This is a genomic window from Saezia sanguinis, assembly GCF_963921665.1.
Lineage (GTDB): Bacteria > Pseudomonadota > Gammaproteobacteria > Burkholderiales > Burkholderiaceae_C > Saezia > Saezia sanguinis.
Map to the genome: position 1 here is coordinate 1 of NZ_CAWUGC010000012.1, position 17,580 is coordinate 17,580.

Annotated in this window: 11 protein-coding genes and 2 pseudogenes; 3 read left to right on the top strand and 10 right to left on the bottom strand. The window is 53.5% G+C overall.

Annotated features, from left to right (window positions below; all coding sequences use genetic code 11):
* A pseudogene (locus tag AACY98_RS06820) lies at positions 1–2,811 on the bottom strand (hypothetical protein); the annotation flags it as partial.
* Between the two features lie 457 nt (positions 2,812–3,268).
* Between AACY98_RS06820 and AACY98_RS06825 the strand changes: the two are divergent.
* Positions 3,269–3,736: an RcnB family protein gene (locus AACY98_RS06825; RefSeq protein ID WP_339803237.1), complete on the top strand. Its 468-nt coding sequence runs from the start codon at positions 3,269–3,271 to the stop codon at positions 3,734–3,736.
* A gap of 128 nt (positions 3,737–3,864) precedes the next feature.
* Here AACY98_RS06825 and ettA read toward each other — a convergent pair whose 3' ends face one another.
* The 4 genes from ettA to AACY98_RS06845 form a co-directional block, all read right to left on the bottom strand.
* Complete coding sequence (gene ettA / locus AACY98_RS06830; protein ID WP_126977016.1) at positions 3,865–5,529, bottom strand: energy-dependent translational throttle protein EttA; 1,665 nt, start codon at positions 5,527–5,529, stop codon at positions 3,865–3,867.
* A gap of 221 nt (positions 5,530–5,750) precedes the next feature.
* Positions 5,751–6,191 (bottom strand): hypothetical protein, encoded by a 441-nt coding sequence (locus tag AACY98_RS06835; protein WP_339803243.1) that lies wholly within the window; start codon positions 6,189–6,191, stop codon positions 5,751–5,753.
* 106 nt (positions 6,192–6,297) lie between these two features.
* Entirely contained in the window at positions 6,298–7,332 is a 1,035-nt protein-coding gene (locus tag AACY98_RS06840; protein ID WP_339803246.1) for a hypothetical protein, read from the bottom strand.
* A 236-nt stretch (positions 7,333–7,568) separates the two neighbouring features.
* A complete protein-coding gene (locus tag AACY98_RS06845; protein ID WP_339803249.1) occupies positions 7,569–8,492 on the bottom strand; it encodes a fatty acid desaturase family protein in 924 nt (307 codons plus the stop codon).
* 234 nt (positions 8,493–8,726) lie between these two features.
* On the opposite strand from AACY98_RS06845, the gene AACY98_RS06850 reads away from it, so the two are divergent.
* Positions 8,727–10,145 (top strand): FAD-binding oxidoreductase, encoded by a 1,419-nt coding sequence (locus AACY98_RS06850; RefSeq protein ID WP_339803252.1) that lies wholly within the window; start codon positions 8,727–8,729, stop codon positions 10,143–10,145.
* 94 nt (positions 10,146–10,239) lie between these two features.
* Here the strand turns inward: AACY98_RS06850 and AACY98_RS06855 are convergent, their stop codons facing one another.
* Positions 10,240–13,617 carry an autotransporter outer membrane beta-barrel domain-containing protein gene (locus AACY98_RS06855; protein ID WP_339803255.1) on the bottom strand — a complete coding sequence of 1,126 codons (3,378 nt, stop codon included), beginning with the start codon at positions 13,615–13,617 and terminating at the stop codon, positions 10,240–10,242.
* Between the two features lie 196 nt (positions 13,618–13,813).
* On the opposite strand from AACY98_RS06855, the pseudogene AACY98_RS15030 reads away from it, so the two are divergent.
* A pseudogene (locus AACY98_RS15030) lies at positions 13,814–13,960 on the top strand (FAD-linked oxidase C-terminal domain-containing protein); the annotation flags it as partial.
* A 15-nt stretch (positions 13,961–13,975) separates the two neighbouring features.
* On the opposite strand, the gene AACY98_RS06860 reads toward AACY98_RS15030, so the two are convergent.
* From AACY98_RS06860 to AACY98_RS06875, 4 genes are all read right to left on the bottom strand, one after another.
* Positions 13,976–14,806, bottom strand: coding sequence for a M48 family metallopeptidase (locus AACY98_RS06860; RefSeq protein ID WP_339803257.1), 831 nt, complete (start codon positions 14,804–14,806; stop codon positions 13,976–13,978).
* Between the two features lie 13 nt (positions 14,807–14,819).
* Entirely contained in the window at positions 14,820–15,287 is a 468-nt protein-coding gene (locus AACY98_RS06865; protein WP_339803260.1) for a YbjQ family protein, read from the bottom strand.
* Between the two features lie 5 nt (positions 15,288–15,292).
* Positions 15,293–15,613 carry a heavy metal-binding domain-containing protein gene (locus AACY98_RS06870; protein ID WP_126978459.1) on the bottom strand — a complete coding sequence of 107 codons (321 nt, stop codon included), beginning with the start codon at positions 15,611–15,613 and terminating at the stop codon, positions 15,293–15,295.
* 295 nt (positions 15,614–15,908) lie between these two features.
* On the bottom strand, positions 15,909–17,306 hold the full coding sequence (locus AACY98_RS06875) for an MFS transporter (RefSeq protein ID WP_126977028.1): 1,398 nt from the start codon (positions 17,304–17,306) through the stop codon (positions 15,909–15,911).
* Positions 17,307–17,580: the final 274 nt, after the last annotated feature.

Here is a 17,580-nt window from a genome sequence, read left to right on the forward strand (position 1 = left end):
CTGGTCAGGTGAGCGGACGTTGTCGCGCCTATCCAGGATGTTGTGGTTGAACATGGTGGCTGCCGCATACTGGTTGCCCAAGTAGCTGCCAATGTTGGGGTTGTAGATGGGGATACGGATGGTGGGCTGCTCCGGGGTATAAGGTGCCGGAGGGGGTACGACCACAAGGCTGTTTTGAAGGTACCAGTTTTGTGTGTTGGCGCCTGTGCCGTTGGCAAGGATGTATTCAAAGGCGCCATAGGTCATTGGGGATGCCAGGGCAAAGCTGCCTGCATCGGAGGTGCCTGAGACTTCGACGACTTTGATGCCATCCCCCGTGGTGAGTCCGCCGGGGCTGCCGATAATGGGGTTCACATGTATTTTTGTGGCTCCGCTGCCTAAAATGGCGTCATCCAGCACGAGGATGTCGCTCAGGCTGCTGGCATCACCCTGGTTGAGTACGGTGTCTATCCTGAGGTTGCCGCCGTTGGAGATGTATTGGCCGCTGCCATAGCTGCCGGGGGTGGTGCCCCCGGTGATGACGAGCACATCTCCTGCGAGTCCATTGGCGCTGAGGTCAATGGTGCCTGCGTTCTCAAAGCTGTTGAGGTTGAGCAGTTGCCCGTGCACGATGCCTGTATTGCTGCTGCTGAGGGCGCCAACGGGAACGTATTCGCCTGTGGTTACGGTGGTGGCTTCGCCACTGACGGTAGCCAAGCGCAGGGTGGCGCCAGTTTGATTGATAAAGGTGTTGGTGCCGCTGCCAAAGTCGCTTATGGCAACAGATTTGGTGTCGCGTATGCCATCCAGGTTGGTGTCAGAAAATCTGCGTAGGTCCCACAGTCCTGCTGCCTGATTGTGAAAGTTCAGGTCGGCATTGCTGTCAGTGATGTAGCCTTCGATGGTACCGCTGTTCTGAATGGTGACGACGGTGCCGGCCGGCCCTTGTGACGAGATGGCCCTGTCATTCATGGCATTGATGGTGCCTGCATTGTTGATGTCATGAACAGCGGCTGCAGTACCGGTACCGGTGATATGAATACCGCCGCCGGTGCCGCCCAGGACCTGGGCGCCGCTGGCGATATTGATTTTTCCGGTGCCATTGCTCCTGATTTGCAATGCCCATACGCCTTCGGTGGCGTCTACCGTGGCGTTTGTTCCCAGGTTGATGGCCGCCTGCACGGCAGAATTGGTTGAGCCGGTATCCCAGGCTGCAATGCCGATGCTGTTCCCACCGCCCGTGTTGGTGCCCACCACCTTGATGGTGCCGTTATCAAAATTAACCGTGACTTTGCCGCTGGTGTTGCCCGCATCAATGCCATGGTTGTGCGTGGTGGCTGTGGCCTGCCCGGTGGTGATGTCGCCGCTTGCGTTGACGGTGACTTCCCCACTGGTAGACCTGGCATGGATACCGCGGCCATCAGCGGTGGTGATGCCGCCACTGTGCGTAACGGTGGTAGCGCCATCTTGGCTTTGTGCATAAATGCCTGCGGAGTCGGTTCCTGTGACAGTCAGTATGCCGGTATTGGTCACTTCCAGGTTGCCGGAGCTGGTCAGCGTATCAATGGCGCGGGCCGTGGTGCTGATGGCAGCAGTGTTGCCAACCGTGACAGCGCCTGTGCCTGATGCGGATGCGCTGATGCCCATGCCCCCGGTCGAGGAGATGGCACCCTGGTTATCGATGGTTAATGTGCCATCGACCAACTGGGCATAAATGCCGTATCGGGACGACTGTATGGTGCCGGTAGACGCCAGCGCAATATTGCTGCTGCCGCTGGATGTTGCATTGATGCCGGCAGAACTCGTATTTGTGCCCGTTACGGTGATATTGGCAGCGTTGTTCAGGGTCTGGCTTCCCGCGCCTTGCATGGAAATGCCGGTGCCGATGCCTGCGCCTGTGAGGGCCTTGATTTCTCCGGCCAGCGTGGTTACGTTATTGGCGGTAGAGCCCAAGACGTAAATGCCGGTGGCATTGCCATTTGTCGAGTTGGCGGTGATATCCGAATACGTTTGGATGGTGTTGGTTGATGCAAGGGGCGAATAAATGCCGTATGCCGCGCCTGAAATGGTGGTTGCCGTAATGCTGCCGCCCGGTGCTTCTTCTGTGAGCTGCACATTGGTGGTGGCGCCAAAACCAATAGCAAGTGCATTGGCGTTGGAGCTCTGTGTTGTAGCGCTGATGTGGTTTTGCCCTTGAAGCGTCAGGCTGATACTTGGTGAACCGGGAGCGGGTGACCCAGGTGAGCGGGAATACGCATAAACACCCATGGCCTGGCTGTTGGTTGAGGTGCTGCTGATGGTGCTTGACTCTATCGTCAGGTTATGTGTTTGTCCAGTAGAAAAGCTTTCGGATAACAGCGCAACGGTGTTGGAGGCAGTGTTGCCGGAGGAGGTGAACAGAATGCTGGAGTTGCGTATCTCGGTGGTGATGGTGGTTCCGCTTAGCCCGGATGCAACGATCACGCCCCGATCTACCGATGTGGTGGAGGTGATATTGAAGTTCAACCCATTCGCAACCAGTGTCGGGTTTGCGTAGCCTGTACCAGGGTCGCCAATTTGCACAAAGCCATGGCTGATGCCTGAGCCGCCTGCACCTGAGGTCATGGTCAGGTCTGATATCGTCAGGGTGCCTCCGCGCAACTCCTTGATAAAGTCAGCCGTGCCGGTGCAGGTGGTTCCGGCCGGGCATGATGTGATGGCATATGCCGGTATGCTCAGATAAAGCAGGGAGGCAGGAAGCAGCCACATGGCTGTTTTTTTGAGTTGAAAATATTCCAAAGCTTGTTTTTTACCGCGTAAATGGGTACTGCTTTTGCGTTTGTTATTTTTCATATCCGCCTCAAATTCCTTCGCCCGAAAAAATATCTTAAGTGTATGATATATCAATATTTTTAAGTAAATCTAACAGAGCAAAGAGGGTGAAATTGTGGAATAGTTGGTATTTTGAGCAGTTAAGAGAAAGCCTGGTTTGCGTTAACGCAACTGTTTCTTTCATGGCATTCGAATGAACCCCCTATTTTTCCATGAACCAGAGAGGGGATTTTTGCGCTCTACAATGGTGGTGTCAGTTATGTTTTTGCGACTCAGCAATTTTGAACACCATGCATCCATGGGCTGACCAGCCTTCAGGCACGAGGTAACAGGACAGGTTCGATAATAACCGTTCTGAGGTCACTGAAGGCCGATTTCCACAACGACCTCATGCCACCTACACCGGTTTACGTTCATATCTATTTCTTCAGTGAAACATCAAACCGATTTCATTTTGAATGATAAAAGGAGTTGAAAAATGAAGATGAAAAAATCATTGGTATTTTCTTTTGCAGCAGTTTCATTGCTGGGCGGTTCTTTGGCCATGGCGGCTCAGCCCCGGGTGCCTTCCAAGGAGGCCATGTCTCCTTATGTGCAAACCGCACAGGCCGTTCAGCCACAGCGTATCTCGGGGGAGGAGCGCCAGCATGCCGCGCAGGATAGCGCGTATCAGGCCAATCAGCGTGTATCTGGCCAGACAGCCCGGCCTGCCGCAGCGCATTGGGGCAATGAGATGGCCCCGGAATCTGTCCGCCCGGCTGAGCATCTGAGCGAAGGGCAGGTGCTGCCGCAGGAGTACCGTGGCCGCCAATACAGCATTGAAGACTGGAAAGCTTACGGTTTAAATCCGCCGGCCGTAGGACACCGCTGGGTGCTGATTGGCGGTGATTTTATTCAGATCAACAATTCAAGCGGAAAAATTGCTTCCATCCTGCTGAGCCAGTAATCACCTGCTGACAGGGTGCTAAAAGGATATTGACAGGGGAGCCTGGAGCGGCTCTTTGATGTGTTCAATGTTTCAATGTGAAAGGGGGCAGTGATGCCCCCTTTTGCTGTTTGTGTGGTGTTTTCGGGTTATTTCAGCCCTTTGAAGCGCATGCGTTTGGGGCGTGCGCCTTCTTCACCCAGCCGTTTTTTCTTGTCGGCTTCATATTCCTGATAGTTGCCGTCATAGAATACCCATTGGCTGTCGCCCTCGGCGGCCAGGATGTGGGTACAGATGCGGTCAAGGAACCAGCGGTCATGGCTGACCACCATGATGGAGCCGGCAAATTCCAGCAGCGCATCTTCCAGCGCACGCAGGGTTTCCACGTCCAGGTCGTTGGAGGGTTCGTCCAGCAGCAGCACGTTGCCGCCGGCGGCCAGCATTTTGGCCATGTGCAAACGGCCGCGTTCACCACCGGAGAGGTTTTTCACCAGCTTCTGCTGGTCGTTGCCTTTAAAGTTAAAGCGTCCCAGATAGGCGCGGCTGGGAATGACAAATTTTCCGACGGTCAGGTTGTCCAGACCACCGGATACGTCTTCCCATACCGTTTTGTCGCCTTCCAGCGCGTCGCGGCTCTGGTCGACGGTGGAGAGTTTTACCGTGGAGCCGATTTTCACCTCGCCGCTGTCGGGCTGTTCTTTTTGCAGGATCAGCTTGAACAGCGTGGATTTACCGGCACCGTTGGGGCCGATCACCCCGACAATGGCGCCCGGAGGAATCTTGAAGCTCAGGTTATCGATCAGAATACGGTCGCCAAAGCTTTTGGTCACGTTGGTGAATTCGATCACCTCGTTGCCCAGGCGGTCTGCTACCGGAATGAAAATTTCATTGGTTTCGTTGCGTTTCTGGTAATCGAAATCAGACAGCTCCTCAAAGCGGGCCAGACGCGCTTTGCTCTTGGCCTGGCGCCCCTTGGGATTTTGCCGTACCCACTCCAGCTCTTTTTTCATCGCTTTCATGCGGGCATCTTCTGATTTCTGTTCCTGCTCCAGGCGTTTTTCTTTTTGGTCCAGCCAGTTGCTGTAGTTGCCTTTCCAAGGAATACCGTGTCCGCGGTCCAGTTCCAGAATCCACTCAGCCGCGTTATCCAGAAAGTAGCGGTCGTGGGTAATGGCAACCACAGTGCCGGGGAAGCGGTGCAGAAACTGCTCCAGCCATTCGACCGATTCGGCATCCAGGTGGTTGGTGGGCTCGTCCAGCAACAGCATGTCGGGTTTGGACAGCAGCAGGCGGCACAGTGCAACACGGCGTTTTTCACCGCCGGAGAGCGGGCCGATGGGTGCATCCCAGGGCGGCAGGCGCAGGGCGTCGGCGGCAATTTCCAGTTGTGCGTCGGTGCTCTCACCGCTGCCGGCAGCAATGATTGCTTCCAGTTCAGCCTGTTCGGCCGCCAGCTTGTCAAAGTCGGCGTCGGGGTCGGCATATTCGGCATACACTTCATCGAGCCGTTTTTGCGCCGCCAGTACGCCGCCGATGCCTTCTTCCACAGCCTGGCGCACGGTTTGATCGGGGTTTAACTGGGGTTCCTGCGGCAGATAGCCGACGCGCAGGCCGGGCATGGGTGTGGCTTCGCCCTCAATTTCGGTATCGATACCGGCCATGATTTTCAGCAGGGTGGATTTCCCTGCACCATTGAGCCCCAGAACACCAATCTTTGCCCCTGGGAAAAATGACAAGGAAATGTCTTTCAAAATCTGCCGTTTTGGTGGCACGATTTTGCTGACGCGGTTCATCGTATAGACGTATTGAGCCATGTGTATGATTTCAAATCGGTAAAGTGTTTAACGGCCTGATTTTCGATGCGAATGAACCAGGGCGCTTGTTGTCTGTTGGGACAACCTTTAATTGTCGCATCATTAGGAGGGAATTGCCATAGATGCGTGGTTTTCTCCATATATCTTGATTGATATGGCAGGGGGCAGGCTGTTTTGCCGGCCATGCATGCCAGGGATATTCGGCAGCGGTATGGAAGTTTTCAGCGCGTTTCGGCGTAACAGCGGTTGCGCAGGTCACTATCGCGGATGTTGCCGCACGAGCCCGAGCCTGTTGTGGCATAACAGTAGGCGCGCTGGTCGTTGTCGCGGATGCTGCTGCATGAGCCTTTACCGGTTTCGGCATAGCACTGATCGCGCAGGTTTCTGCTGCTGATACTGCCGCATGAGCCTGTGCCGGAGGTGGCGTAGCAGTAGGCGCGCTGGTCATTGTCACGAATGCTGCTGCATGAGCCTTTGCCGGTTTCGGCATAACACTGGCTGCGCAGATCGTTATCGCGGATATTGCCGCAGGAACCTGAGCCGGAGGTGGCGTAGCAATAGGCGCGCTGGTCGTTGTCACGAATACTGCTGCAATTGGCGTATGCCCCCAGGCTGAAAGCGGTGAACAGCAAAGCCAGAAAGACGCGTATCAATGTGTGCATGGATGCGGCTGCCTTTATGTATATCAGGTTGGTACCAGGGTATCTCAGTGATGATGTGCTCAGCAAACCAAATTATACCGGGCAATGTGCATAACACCTTATCGATTTATAGATACTTGGAAAGCGCTACGGTTTGCATATGATGGTCATGCAGGCGATAGAGCATTTCATGCTCTGCGCTGAACATCCATTGTGCAGGGTTTTCAAGCGGAATTTCTGCCAGCAGTTGCCCTTGCAGGTCGATGGCAAATATGCCTTTGCTGCTGATGGCAACCAGCGCTTTCAAAGAGGGGGCGTAATGCAACTGGCCTTTGACCTCGCCATAGTCTACTTTTTCAAACCAGTCGCCATCCAGCATTTTGAACTGGGGCAGCAAGCCGTCGCTTTGTGCATCCTTGAAATTGTAGAACTGCAAGCGCCTGGGAATCCATTGCAGAATTTCGTCTTCGTCATACAGCGCCGGGTCGGGGTCGTCAACACCAATGACAAAAACGTCGTCGTTGATAAAGGTGGCGGGCCGGTCCCAGTTGTAACCGTTGCTGTAGTCTACATGCATGGTACTGGGTTCGTACTGGTTCAAAAAGGTGCTGACCTCGCCGCAGCGAACATTGTCTTGCGGCCCCCAGATCCATCCGTTGATGAGAAAGTTGTTTTTCCCAGGGGAGATATGCAAGCGGCTGTGAAAGTAATCGAGGTAGTTTTTTTGCTGTGAGTGATCAATGGTGCGCTGGGTCAGCAGGGTGCCTGTGGCCGGGTCTGTAACGTCCAGCCGGTTCCATTGTGTCTGGTGCATCAGCAGCGTTTTGTTGTTGTGCCTGACAAAGCCGAGTGCAAAAGAGCAGACATCGCTGTGGTAATTTTCCCTGCTCAGGCGCATGACATAGCCGCTGTCGGTATCAATGACGGCGGCATTCAGGCCAAAGGTTTCGGCCACTGCAATGTAAGGGGCGCTGAAATAAATTGAAGAATGGTTTGAAGGGTGCAGCATTGTCAACTGGAATGTCTGGACAATGTGGTGGTCTTTCAGGCTATACAGGTGCAATGCCTGCTGTTCGTCCAGCAGGGCGAACAGATTGCGATCTGTATCAGAAACCTGGTATGCGCAGATGGGAATGCTTTTAATGACTTCGGAGCTTTGCATGATCTGCGCAGTGTAACAAAGGGGCTTATTTTTTGCTTTATTTGTAAGGAAGAATGAGGCGATGATTAAGGTAAAAGCAAAATGCCGCCGGTTAATGTGATAGGGCAATGTAAAACATGTTGAATGCGTGCAGGCAGACGGCCTGCAATATCTGCAGATGCAGATACTTTGCAAACGGCATTAACCGGATGGTCAAGGGGCATCTATCTGTTTCAAAAATCTGTCTGCATCCATTTTTAGAAAACCTGTTTCAGCGGCAGGTTGGGGTAGGCCTGATCCAGGCGTTTGGCAACCGCAGCCAGCTTGCAGGTGGACAGGGCAGGAAACAGATGGTGTTCATAATGGTAAAGCATGTTGTAGGTGATGAACGATTTAAAGCGGTTGCGGATGGTGCGTGAATGCATGGTTTCGTCGCAGTCGTGGTGTACCAGCCAAACGGCAAAAAAGGAAGTCAGGCATTCACCCAGGCACATGACCAGCAGGTGTGCTTTTAAAAAGAAGATATCCAGAACAAATAAAACCACGATGAACCATGCCAGGCACACAACAATTTCAAACATGATCCAGCGGCGGTAATGGGTGTTGCCGACTTCAAGCGCTTTTTTCAGCAAACGCCAGGGAAACAACGGCCCCGTGATGATGGCTTTCCACCAGGGCATGCGGGCGCTGATGGCTTCGACATCCTCGTGGTTCATGTTGTATTTATGGTGTCTTAAGTGGTTGAGCTGGACGGCATGCAGGGGGCAGAACATCAAAGGGCTCATGATGACCATGAACCATTCGGTGAAAGTGCGGTTAAAGCCGATTGCATAATGGTAGGCGTTATGAACCTGGCGTAAGGCGGTTAGAAAGAACATGAACGAACATAAAAGCCCCAATGGCCAGATACGGTAATGATAGGCGGCAAATGAGCCCAGCAGCCAGGGCAGGCTCAGGGTGACTTCATGAATACTCTCCCAGCGGCTCATGGGGAGCAGGTCTTTCCAGGCGACCGTGCGGATAATGCTTTTTTCAGAGGGAATGCTTTTGGAAGTGGCATCACCTGAAGGCAAAGCGCTTGCATGGTGGCTGTGCTTTGGGGTGGCTGGTTGGTGTGAGGAAGCCGCTTGCAAAGAGGCGGGTTTGGCGATGGTGAAGCGGGCAGGTAAATGACTGGACATGATTTGATCCTCCTGAGTGACAGGATGTGTAAAACCATATTCCTGATGTTGATGAAAAAGGAATATGTCAAAGTCTGGCCAGACAAGACATATTTTATACTTACATAAATTTCTGTCAATACTGAAATTTATGTAGATTGATGACGTGAAAATAGGTAAAACCAGGGATTTACAAGCAGCAGGGCACTCTATAAACTGTCATGCAGTTGCATGAAGGCATGAAATCTGAAAGAGGTGCACATGAGTGATTTTTTGACACGTTTGGTAGTGGCTTTGGGTGAAGATATTGTCGTGACAAGCCCTCAGGACGTTGAGCCCTGGCTGTCTGACTGGCGTGGCCTGTACAAGGGGCAGGCACAGGCGGTGGTGCGCCCGCGAACGACGCAACAGGTGTCTGACTGTGTAAAGCTGTGCCATGAATATGGGGTACCGGTTGTCCCACGTGGCGGTAATACCGGGCTGTGCGGTGCCGCAACACCTGACGAGCGGGCAGAGAACATCATCATCAGCCTGGACCGCATGAATGCCATTCGCGATATTGACACGGTGGGCAATACCATGACGCTGGAGGCGGGCTGCATTTTGAGCAATGTGCAGGATGCGGCCAGTAATGCCGGGCGCATGTTCCCTTTGAGCCTGGCAGCGCAGGGAACCTGTGAAATTGGCGGTAACCTGGCAACCAACGCCGGTGGTGTGAACGTGGTGCGTTACGGCATGGTGCGCGAACTGGTGCTGGGGCTGGAAGTGGTGTTGCCCGATGGGCAGATTCTGAACCAGTTGCATGCCCTGCGCAAAGACAATACCGGATACGATCTGAAGCAGTTGTTTATAGGCTCGGAAGGTACACTGGGCATCATTACGGCTGCTGTGGTCAGGTTGTTGCCGAAAATGCAGGTCCGCACGGTCGCATTTATCGCAGTGGAAAGTGCTGACAAGGCGCTGGCCTGCTATGAGCAACTGACCGCGCAATGCGGGCAGCGCATTCAGGCTTATGAGTATATGACGCAGGAATGCATTGAGCTGGTTCACAAACATTTTGCCGACCTGCGCTCGCCGTTGCAGCAGCCTTATCCGGGCTATGTGCTGCTGGAGCTTGCCGATACGGCAGATGAAGCGGCCTTGAATACATTGGTGGAAGAGTCGGTAGGCTCACTGTTTGAACAGGAACTGTGCATGGATGCGGCGATTTCCACCTCGCTGGCGCAGATAGAAACCATGTGGCGCTTGCGTGAGGAAATTCCTGAAGCACAGCGGCTGGAAAGCGCGCAGTTGAAGCACGATGTTTCCATTCCGATCAAAGACCTGCCAGCGTTCATGGTGCAGGCGCAATCTGTTTTGCATTCACGCTATCCTGATGTGCAGTTGATTGTTTTCGGGCATTTTGGTGACGGTAACCTGCATTACAACGTGAATGCACCATCAGGCGCAGGTAACGCCTATTTCACAGACAACGGGGTCGGTGAAAACATTACGCATGAAGTGATGCAACTGGTATACCGGTTTGGCGGCAGTTTCAGTGCCGAGCATGGCGTGGGGCAGTTGAAGAAGGACTACTTCCAGCAGTACAAATCACCGCTGGAAATTGAACTGATGCGCCAGCTTAAAGCCGTGTTTGACCCGAAGGGCATCATGAATCCGGGGAAAATATTCTGATTCAGTGGCGGTACTGCCTTTTTCACCGGTGCTAGGTGAAAAAGGCAACAGGATAGGACATTACTGGGGCATTACTGTTGTCTGTACTACTGCTCTACCACTGCCAGCCCATGCCCAGTTGCAGTTCATAGCGTTTGAAGTTTTCGCGGCCATATGTCATGCCCACATGACTCCACGCGCTTAAACTTTCGTTGACCTGCCCGCGGAAGCCGAGTTTAAGCTCGCCGGCATTTTTGCCGATATCGCTTTGCATGGCAACACCGTTAAGACTGACGCCGTTGTTCAGCGTATTGTGCAGCCAGTTGGCTTCAATAAAAGGGTTGATACCGTACTCGTCTGCTATTTGCTGCCAATGGAGCCTTGCCCCCAGGCGGGTCTGCCAGCCGCTGCTCTGGTTGTTGCTGTACCGGGTGCCGTGTGAGTCGGTGAAGCTATCGGCACTGATATGTGTATAGCTGACTTGCGCATGGGGCTGCAGTATCCAACTGGTGGTACCCTGCTGCCAGAGTTCAAACCCGTAGCCGACTTCGCTGGAAACGGCGTAACCGGTGCTGTTGTATTTGGTTTGGCTGTACTGTGCATTGCCGGCGAGTTTGTTGTTGTACCACGCGTAGTAGGCCCATCCATCTACATACAGGCCTTTGTTGTGGTTTTGCTCATTGCGCTCGGGCGTCCAGTTGCCGTACACGCCAAGGTGATAGCCATTGACTGTGCCGTTTGCGGTTGTGCCGGTTTGTCTGGAGGTGTTGTCAACCTTGCTGTGCCCGTAGCCGCCGTAAACACCTGCAACAAGGCGGTCGTGTTGCAAGAGGTCAGCGCCGATCTGGAGAATGCCGGTTTTGATGTCAACTTCCTGTTTACTGCCAAGCAGGTCGCTTTTGACGGTGTTGTAACTGGTTCTGGCCCACAGGGTTCGGTCAGGTGAGCGGGGGCTGTTTTTTCTGTCAAACACGTTGTGGTGGAACATGCTGGCTGCGGCATACTGGTTGCCCAGATACGAGCCGATATTGGGGTTGTAAAGCACACCCCCATAAAGCATGCCTGCGAGCCGGCTGCTGAGGTCATCATGGGCTGACTCGTCGTTGCCCGTGGGATCGGTGTTGGTCAGGTACCAGTTCTGGTTGGCGTTGTAGCTGAGTATGTATTCATATGCACCTGCAGTGACTGGTGCGCCGAGTATAAAGGCGTTGTTGTCAGAAGTGGTGGCAACCTGCACCACTTCAATGCCATTGCCGCTGGTATCGGCACCCACGCCACCAGCGTTGATGACATACAACCGGGTTGCCCCGTTGGCTCCGGTCGTCACACTGTCCGCGACTAACCGATCCGTGGGCGAACTGTCATCTCCCAGGACGGTGCGCAGATAAAGGCTGCCACCATTGCTGAGGTAGTTGCCATTGACGGTCAGTGTTGCGCCGACCGGATTGGCCGAAGCTGCTGAACTGATGCGCACGGTGCCGCTGTTCACCAATGAGGCAATGCGCTGGTCGTGGCTGCCCAGGTCGAGGGTGGCATTGCTGCCCACGGTATACGCCGATGGTGCGCTGAATGCGCCGGCAATACCTGCTTTGAGCGTGCCGCTGGTGATGGTGGTAGCGCCGCTATAGGTGTTGACACCGCCGAGGGTGAGTGTGCCGCTGCCGGTTTTCGTCAATCCTCCCACGCCGCTGAAAATGGAGCTGTCAGTGGCAATTGCATAGCCGTTATCGTCAACCGTGAGCCCTCCGGCATCGATGAACAGTTCTCCGGGAGCAAAGCCGGTGATGAACGATGCATTGTCTGCAAGTGCGCGCAGGATACCGTTGTCAAATGTTACGGTGACCGTGCCACTGCCTGCGGTGAGTACCTGTGTTTGCAGCGTACCGCCGGAGGTAAGGCTCAGGTTTGCACTGCCTGTTGTGTTAACCCCAACGGCTACACCGCCGGTTGCATTGACCAGCCCGCTGTTGCGGATGGTGAGTACGCCTGTGCCTTCGTTGCCAATGGTGAGGGTTCCGTTGCTGATCCAGCTTGAGCCGCTGCCATCCACTATGACAGTACCCAACCCGCCTGCATAACGGCCAATGGTGGCTGATGTATTGTTGCTGACAGTGCCGCCGTTACGGATGGTGAGCTCACCTGTGCCTTCATCGCCAACGTAGAGAATACCGTTGTTGATCCAGCTTGAGCCGCTGCCGTCCACCGTCACAGCACCTGACGAGCCTGGGTAACGGCCAATTAAGGTTGATATATTGTTATTGACGGTGCCGCCATTACTGATGGTCAGTGTGCCCGTGCCGTAATGGCCAATGGAAAGCGCGAAGCTGCTGCTCCAGCTTGAGTCGCTGCCGTCCACCGTGACGGTGCCTGACGAGCTTGCTTCAGTGCCAATGTAGCCCGTTGTGTTGCTGACAGTGCCGCCGTTGCGGATAGTGAGTACACCTGTGCCTTCGTAACCGACGTCGAGAGTACCGTTATTGATCCAGTTTGAACTGATGCCGTCCACCGTTACAGTGCCCGACGAACCCGAATAGCGGCCAACAAAAGCGGATGTATTGTTACTGGCAGTGCCGCTGTTGCTGATGGTCAGTTCACCCGTGCCGTAATTGCCAACGGTGAGGGCGCCACTGCTGGTCCAGCTTGAGCCGCTGCCGTCCACCGTGACGGTACCTGACCCGCCTGCATAGCGGCCAATGGTGGCTGATGTGTTGCTGACGGTGCCGCCGTTACGGATGATCAACTCGCCTGTGCCTTCGTCGCCAAGGTAGAGAAGACCGTTGTTGATCCAGCTTGAGCCGTTGCCGTCCACTGTCACGCCGCTTGTCGAACCTGAATATCGGCCAATAAGGGCAGATGTATTGTTGCTGACAGTGCCGCCGTTGCTGATGGTCAGTATGCCTGTGCCGTAGCTGCCAACAATGAGAGAGCTGCTGCTGGTCCAGTTGGAACCGATGCCATCCACCGTTACAGTGCCCGACGAGCCTGCACTGTTGCCGATGTAGGCTGATGTGTTGCTGACAGTGCCGCCGTTGACGATGGTCAGCTCGCCTGCGCCATTGTTGCCAACGTACATAGCGCCGCTGCTGGTCCAGTTCGAGCCGCTGCCATCCACCGTGACATTGCCTGTAGAGCCTGCACTGTAGCCAATATGGCCTGATGTGCTGCTGACTTCGCCGCTGGACTGGATATTCATGGCACCGTTGATATACAGATTCCCGATGCTCCATGGTGTGGCGTATGTGCCTGGAATGGTGACAGTTTCACCTGTGTTGATGGTTGTGTTCTGGGCCTGGACTGCAGGGGTGATAGACAGGATAGATAGGTAGGTGCAGAGTGCGATGAAGGAGATTTTGGAGGGGATTCTGACGGGGCGTTTTTCTGTAGGGTGTTTCAGGCGGGTTGTCGGCCCATACGCTGATTTCCATGTGGCTGTATTTTTAGGAGGAGGATGAGATAGATAACAAAGGCGTGTGCATTGTTTTTTGTCTGTCATAGAACTGCCCTCGAATGTTAATTATTGTTAAATATAGAAATTGTGATTTTTTAGTGAGATCAAGCTGCAAAATACGCAGCGCCAATAAATGAAGCCCCTTAATTAAGGGAGTTCATTCAATTGGGCGAGGTTCAAAACAAAAATGTTAATTTTGTGAAATAGTTCACGACAAGTTTCATATCCCGCACAGTTTGGCGGCAGTTTCAGTGCTTGGCACAGGGTGGGGCAGTTAAAGAAAGGTTACTTCCAGCAGTACAAATTTCCACTGGGAATTGTACTGATGCGCAAAGTGAAACCCGTTTTTGGCCCGAAGGGCATCATGAACCCGGGCAAGATTTTTTAATTCAGGTATTCAGGTTCAGTGACGCTGTATTTTCAGAATGCTGTCCGGCAGTGACGTCAGTTCTGGCGCATGGCCAGTTTGTGAGCGCAAGATAGTTTCAATGCGTTTCTGGGTGCCGGGGTGTGTCTGAAAAAAATCGATCTGGTCGGCTTTGACGCCATGTTCGGCAGCCATAACCTGAAAAAATTCTTCGGCGCCAAAGGTATGCCCGTAATAGCCTTGCAGCGCTGCAATGGCATCTTCATCTGCAAGGCGTTCCTGGCGTCTGGAGAACGACAGTTGTGTGAGGTTGCTGACCATGACATGAATCTGGCTGGCGTCTCCCCCCGTCAGCAGTGATAACAGGATGGAAACAGTTACCCCTGTGCCCAAAGAGGCTAACGGATCGCGGTTTTTCACATGCGCCAGCTCATGTGCGAGTACCATCGCCAGTGCGTTTTCGCTGTGCACGGTGTTGATCAGCCCCTGGGTCACGATGATATGGCCACCCAGTGTGGCAAAAGCATTGGGGGTAGAGCTTTTGTCAATGTGGATGTGGATTGGCATATCATCGGGTGCGTTCATGGCCAGGGCCAGATGCTCTGCCAGTTGCTGCAGGTCTTGGCGGGCTGCGCTGTATTGTGAACCGCACGGATTTTCCACCAGTCTGGAGACGATGCCTTGTGCAATCGAGGACTCGACGCTGAATGGAATGAAGTGTACCGACCACCTGAATGCAAAGTAGATGGCTATGAACGCGGCAACGATGATCAGCAGGATGGCTGTGAGCAGTTTGACCAAGGAGAATACCTGCGACTCCTTGGTCACATTGACTTCATGCGGCACCTGGGGGTTAACGTAAGACATGCGCGGTTTGCAGTCAGGTCATTTTGGGAACCACCCATGCTGTGCCATAGGCCAGAATTTCTGCGCAGGTAGGGCCCTGGTTCCCCTGCTTTTGTCCTAATGTCGCGGTTTGCAGGTGCACATTGAAGATCATGCTGGCGCCCTGGGCTTCGGCCTGCTCTTTCATGCGCAGAATAGCTTCACGGCGCCCCCGGTCCAGCATCGATTCGTAGCTGTTCAGACGACCGCCAAAAATCTGCTTCAAGCCTGCCAGGATCTGTTTGAAATAGTCGCCGGACATGACCACCGAGCCGCTGACCAGCGTAAACTGCTGGCCCGAAACGATTGCAGGAGGGCGCTTTTCATTAAACAGCAGAATGTGCTTGAGCTTTTCTTCGCGCTCTTTGATTTGGCGATAATGCTTTTTCTCACCCATCTTGCCAAAAACCAGTCCGATGGTTAACAAGATCAGGAAAAATATAAGCCAGACGATAAATTCCATGATGCTTATCCTCGCATGACAACAACAGCAGTGCCATAGGCCAGAATTTCAGAGGCGCCGGCGGTGATATTGGCGGTGCTGAAGCGTACATTGATCACGGCATTGGCGCCAATGGCTTGAGCCTGTTGTTTCATGCGGTCAATGGCTTCCTGGCGTGATTCGTTCAATAGCTCGGTATAGCCTTTGAGTTCACCGCCTACAATGTTTTTCAGGCCGGCCATCATGTCGCGGCCAACGTGTTTGGCACGTACGGTACTGCCCTGTACCAGACCCAGATGCTGTGTCACTGTATACCCGGGTAAAAATTCAATGTTGCTGATCAGCATGTTGTTTTGCATTTTGAACCTTTCAAAAACGAAAATAAATACGCAGCGTGCCTGATATCCCTGTCAAAAGGTTGTATGAGGCCACCCGGCAATTCACTGGCAATTTTAAAGCAGTGCGTTTCAAATAAGATATGACCGATGTATGTTTACGACAGTCAAGTGCATCATGGCCTGAAAAGGGGCAGGCCGGTTGATGCCGACAGGTAAAAACAGGCTTAAATAAAAAACCACCGTTGGGGTGACGGTGGTTTGTGTAAAAAGTAATACGAGTTACCGCATTTTGGAAATGCCGTGTTTATGAGGACACTGCGTTTTGTGCCGCGGGCACAGGAGATGCTGCCAGATTCAGCTTTACCTGTGTTGTCCAGCCGCGGTAAGCCAGCGGCAAGTACGCTACCGCAATGGCCAGCAGGGAGACGGCGGCAATGTAAAAGCCCGCGCCCATGTAGCTGTAACTGCCCAGAATATGGTTGGGGTTGAGCAGGTAAAGCGTAAGCTGTGGCGTAATGGCACTGAAAATGGCATAGGCCACGTTATATGAAAATGACAGGCCGGAAAAGCGGATGCTGGGTGGAAACGCACGCGTACCGACAATCGGGGTGAGGGCGATCGCGCCGCAGAACAGCCCCATGATGCCGTAAAGCGTCATCATGCCTGCCACGCTCAGGCCGGTGTGCAATGCCGCAAAGAAGGTCAATGCGCTGATGGCAAGGCCGCCCCAGGCAATGGTCATGGTCATGCGGGTGCGCAGTTTGTCTTCCAGCCAGCCGAAAACGACGCAGCCAATGGTCAGTGTCAGCGCAACAATACAGCCGCCGATGCTGGCGTGCAGTTCATCAAAGCCATAACGGGCTTTTAAAATGGCTGTTGGCGTCATCAGCACGCCCACCATTACCGTGGTGGATAGTGTCCAGGTCAGTAAGAACACAACCACGCAGGCAAATTTGTGGCTTTTTAAAACGTTGACGATGGGCACCTGTTTGGACAGTTCTTTACGGGCGGCCATTTCTTTAAAGATGGGTGTTTCTTTCAGGTAGCGGCGCAGGTAGACCGAGATCACACCAAACAGGCCGCCCACAATGAATGGGATACGCCATGCGTAGTCCAGCGCCTGCTGGTCTGTGAAACAGACCTTGATCAGAATCAGCGCGATAAAGCCCAGCAGGATGCCGCCGGTAATACCGGAGGTGAGAATTCCAATGCCCAGGCCATAGCGCTGGGAGGGTGTATGTTCGGCAATGAAGACCCACGCGCCGGGCATTTCCCCGCCAATAGCCGCACCTTGCAAAATACGCATGCACAACAGCAGAATCGGAGCCATAACGCCTAAAGTGGCATAAGTAGGCAGCAGGCCAATGGCAAATGTGGGCAGGGCCATCATGGCAACGCTGAGTGTGAACATGCGTTTGCGGCCGATGGTATCGCCAAAGTGCGCCATGATGATGCCCCCCAGCGGGCGGGCAATATAAGCAGACGCCACAATACCCCAGCCGAGCAGGCTCTGAGTGAAGGCGTTCATGTCATCGGGCAGGAACAGGCCAATAATGACTTTGTCCACGTACAGTGCACAAATGACAAAGTCATAAAATTCCAGCGTTCCTCCCAGCGATGAAAGTGCCAGGGTTTTGTAATCCTCTTTATTTAAGGGACGCGCTTTGGGCTGTCCTTCATGCGTAACATCGGCGGTATTCATGGATGAATAGTTCCTTGTTTTTCAAAAGATATGGCGTGTGCAATCGAAGTCAAAAATCATGATGCTGAAATACAAGCCCGCATGCTGTGCCTACATAGGCTGTGCCGAACTGCAAGGGGCAAGGGTGCAAAAGCATCCAGAACAATTTCCAAAGAAGAACAGCCGGATGCCATTCTAAGTGAAATTGAAAGTGCCTGATGGCAGCACATGGACTTTGAGACAGTATCAGTTCATTGAAAACACCATAACCGGTTGTGCTGAACTTGCTTCCACA

Coding starts and splice junctions, on each gene's coding strand:
- ettA (WP_126977016.1), bottom strand. CDS start 5,529: ATGGCTCAATACGTCTATACGATGAACCGCGTCAGCAAAATCGTGCCA.
- AACY98_RS06835 (WP_339803243.1), bottom strand. CDS start 6,191: ATGCACACATTGATACGCGTCTTTCTGGCTTTGCTGTTCACCGCTTTC.
- AACY98_RS06840 (WP_339803246.1), bottom strand. CDS start 7,332: ATGCAAAGCTCCGAAGTCATTAAAAGCATTCCCATCTGCGCATACCAG.
- AACY98_RS06870 (WP_126978459.1), bottom strand. CDS start 15,613: ATGCTGATCAGCAACATTGAATTTTTACCCGGGTATACAGTGACACAG.
- AACY98_RS06875 (WP_126977028.1), bottom strand. CDS start 17,306: ATGAATACCGCCGATGTTACGCATGAAGGACAGCCCAAAGCGCGTCCC.
- AACY98_RS06855 (WP_339803255.1), bottom strand. CDS start 13,617: ATGACAGACAAAAAACAATGCACACGCCTTTGTTATCTATCTCATCCT.
- AACY98_RS06825 (WP_339803237.1), top strand. CDS start 3,269: ATGAAGATGAAAAAATCATTGGTATTTTCTTTTGCAGCAGTTTCATTG.
- AACY98_RS06860 (WP_339803257.1), bottom strand. CDS start 14,806: ATGTCTTACGTTAACCCCCAGGTGCCGCATGAAGTCAATGTGACCAAG.
- AACY98_RS06845 (WP_339803249.1), bottom strand. CDS start 8,492: ATGTCCAGTCATTTACCTGCCCGCTTCACCATCGCCAAACCCGCCTCT.
- AACY98_RS06865 (WP_339803260.1), bottom strand. CDS start 15,287: ATGGAATTTATCGTCTGGCTTATATTTTTCCTGATCTTGTTAACCATC.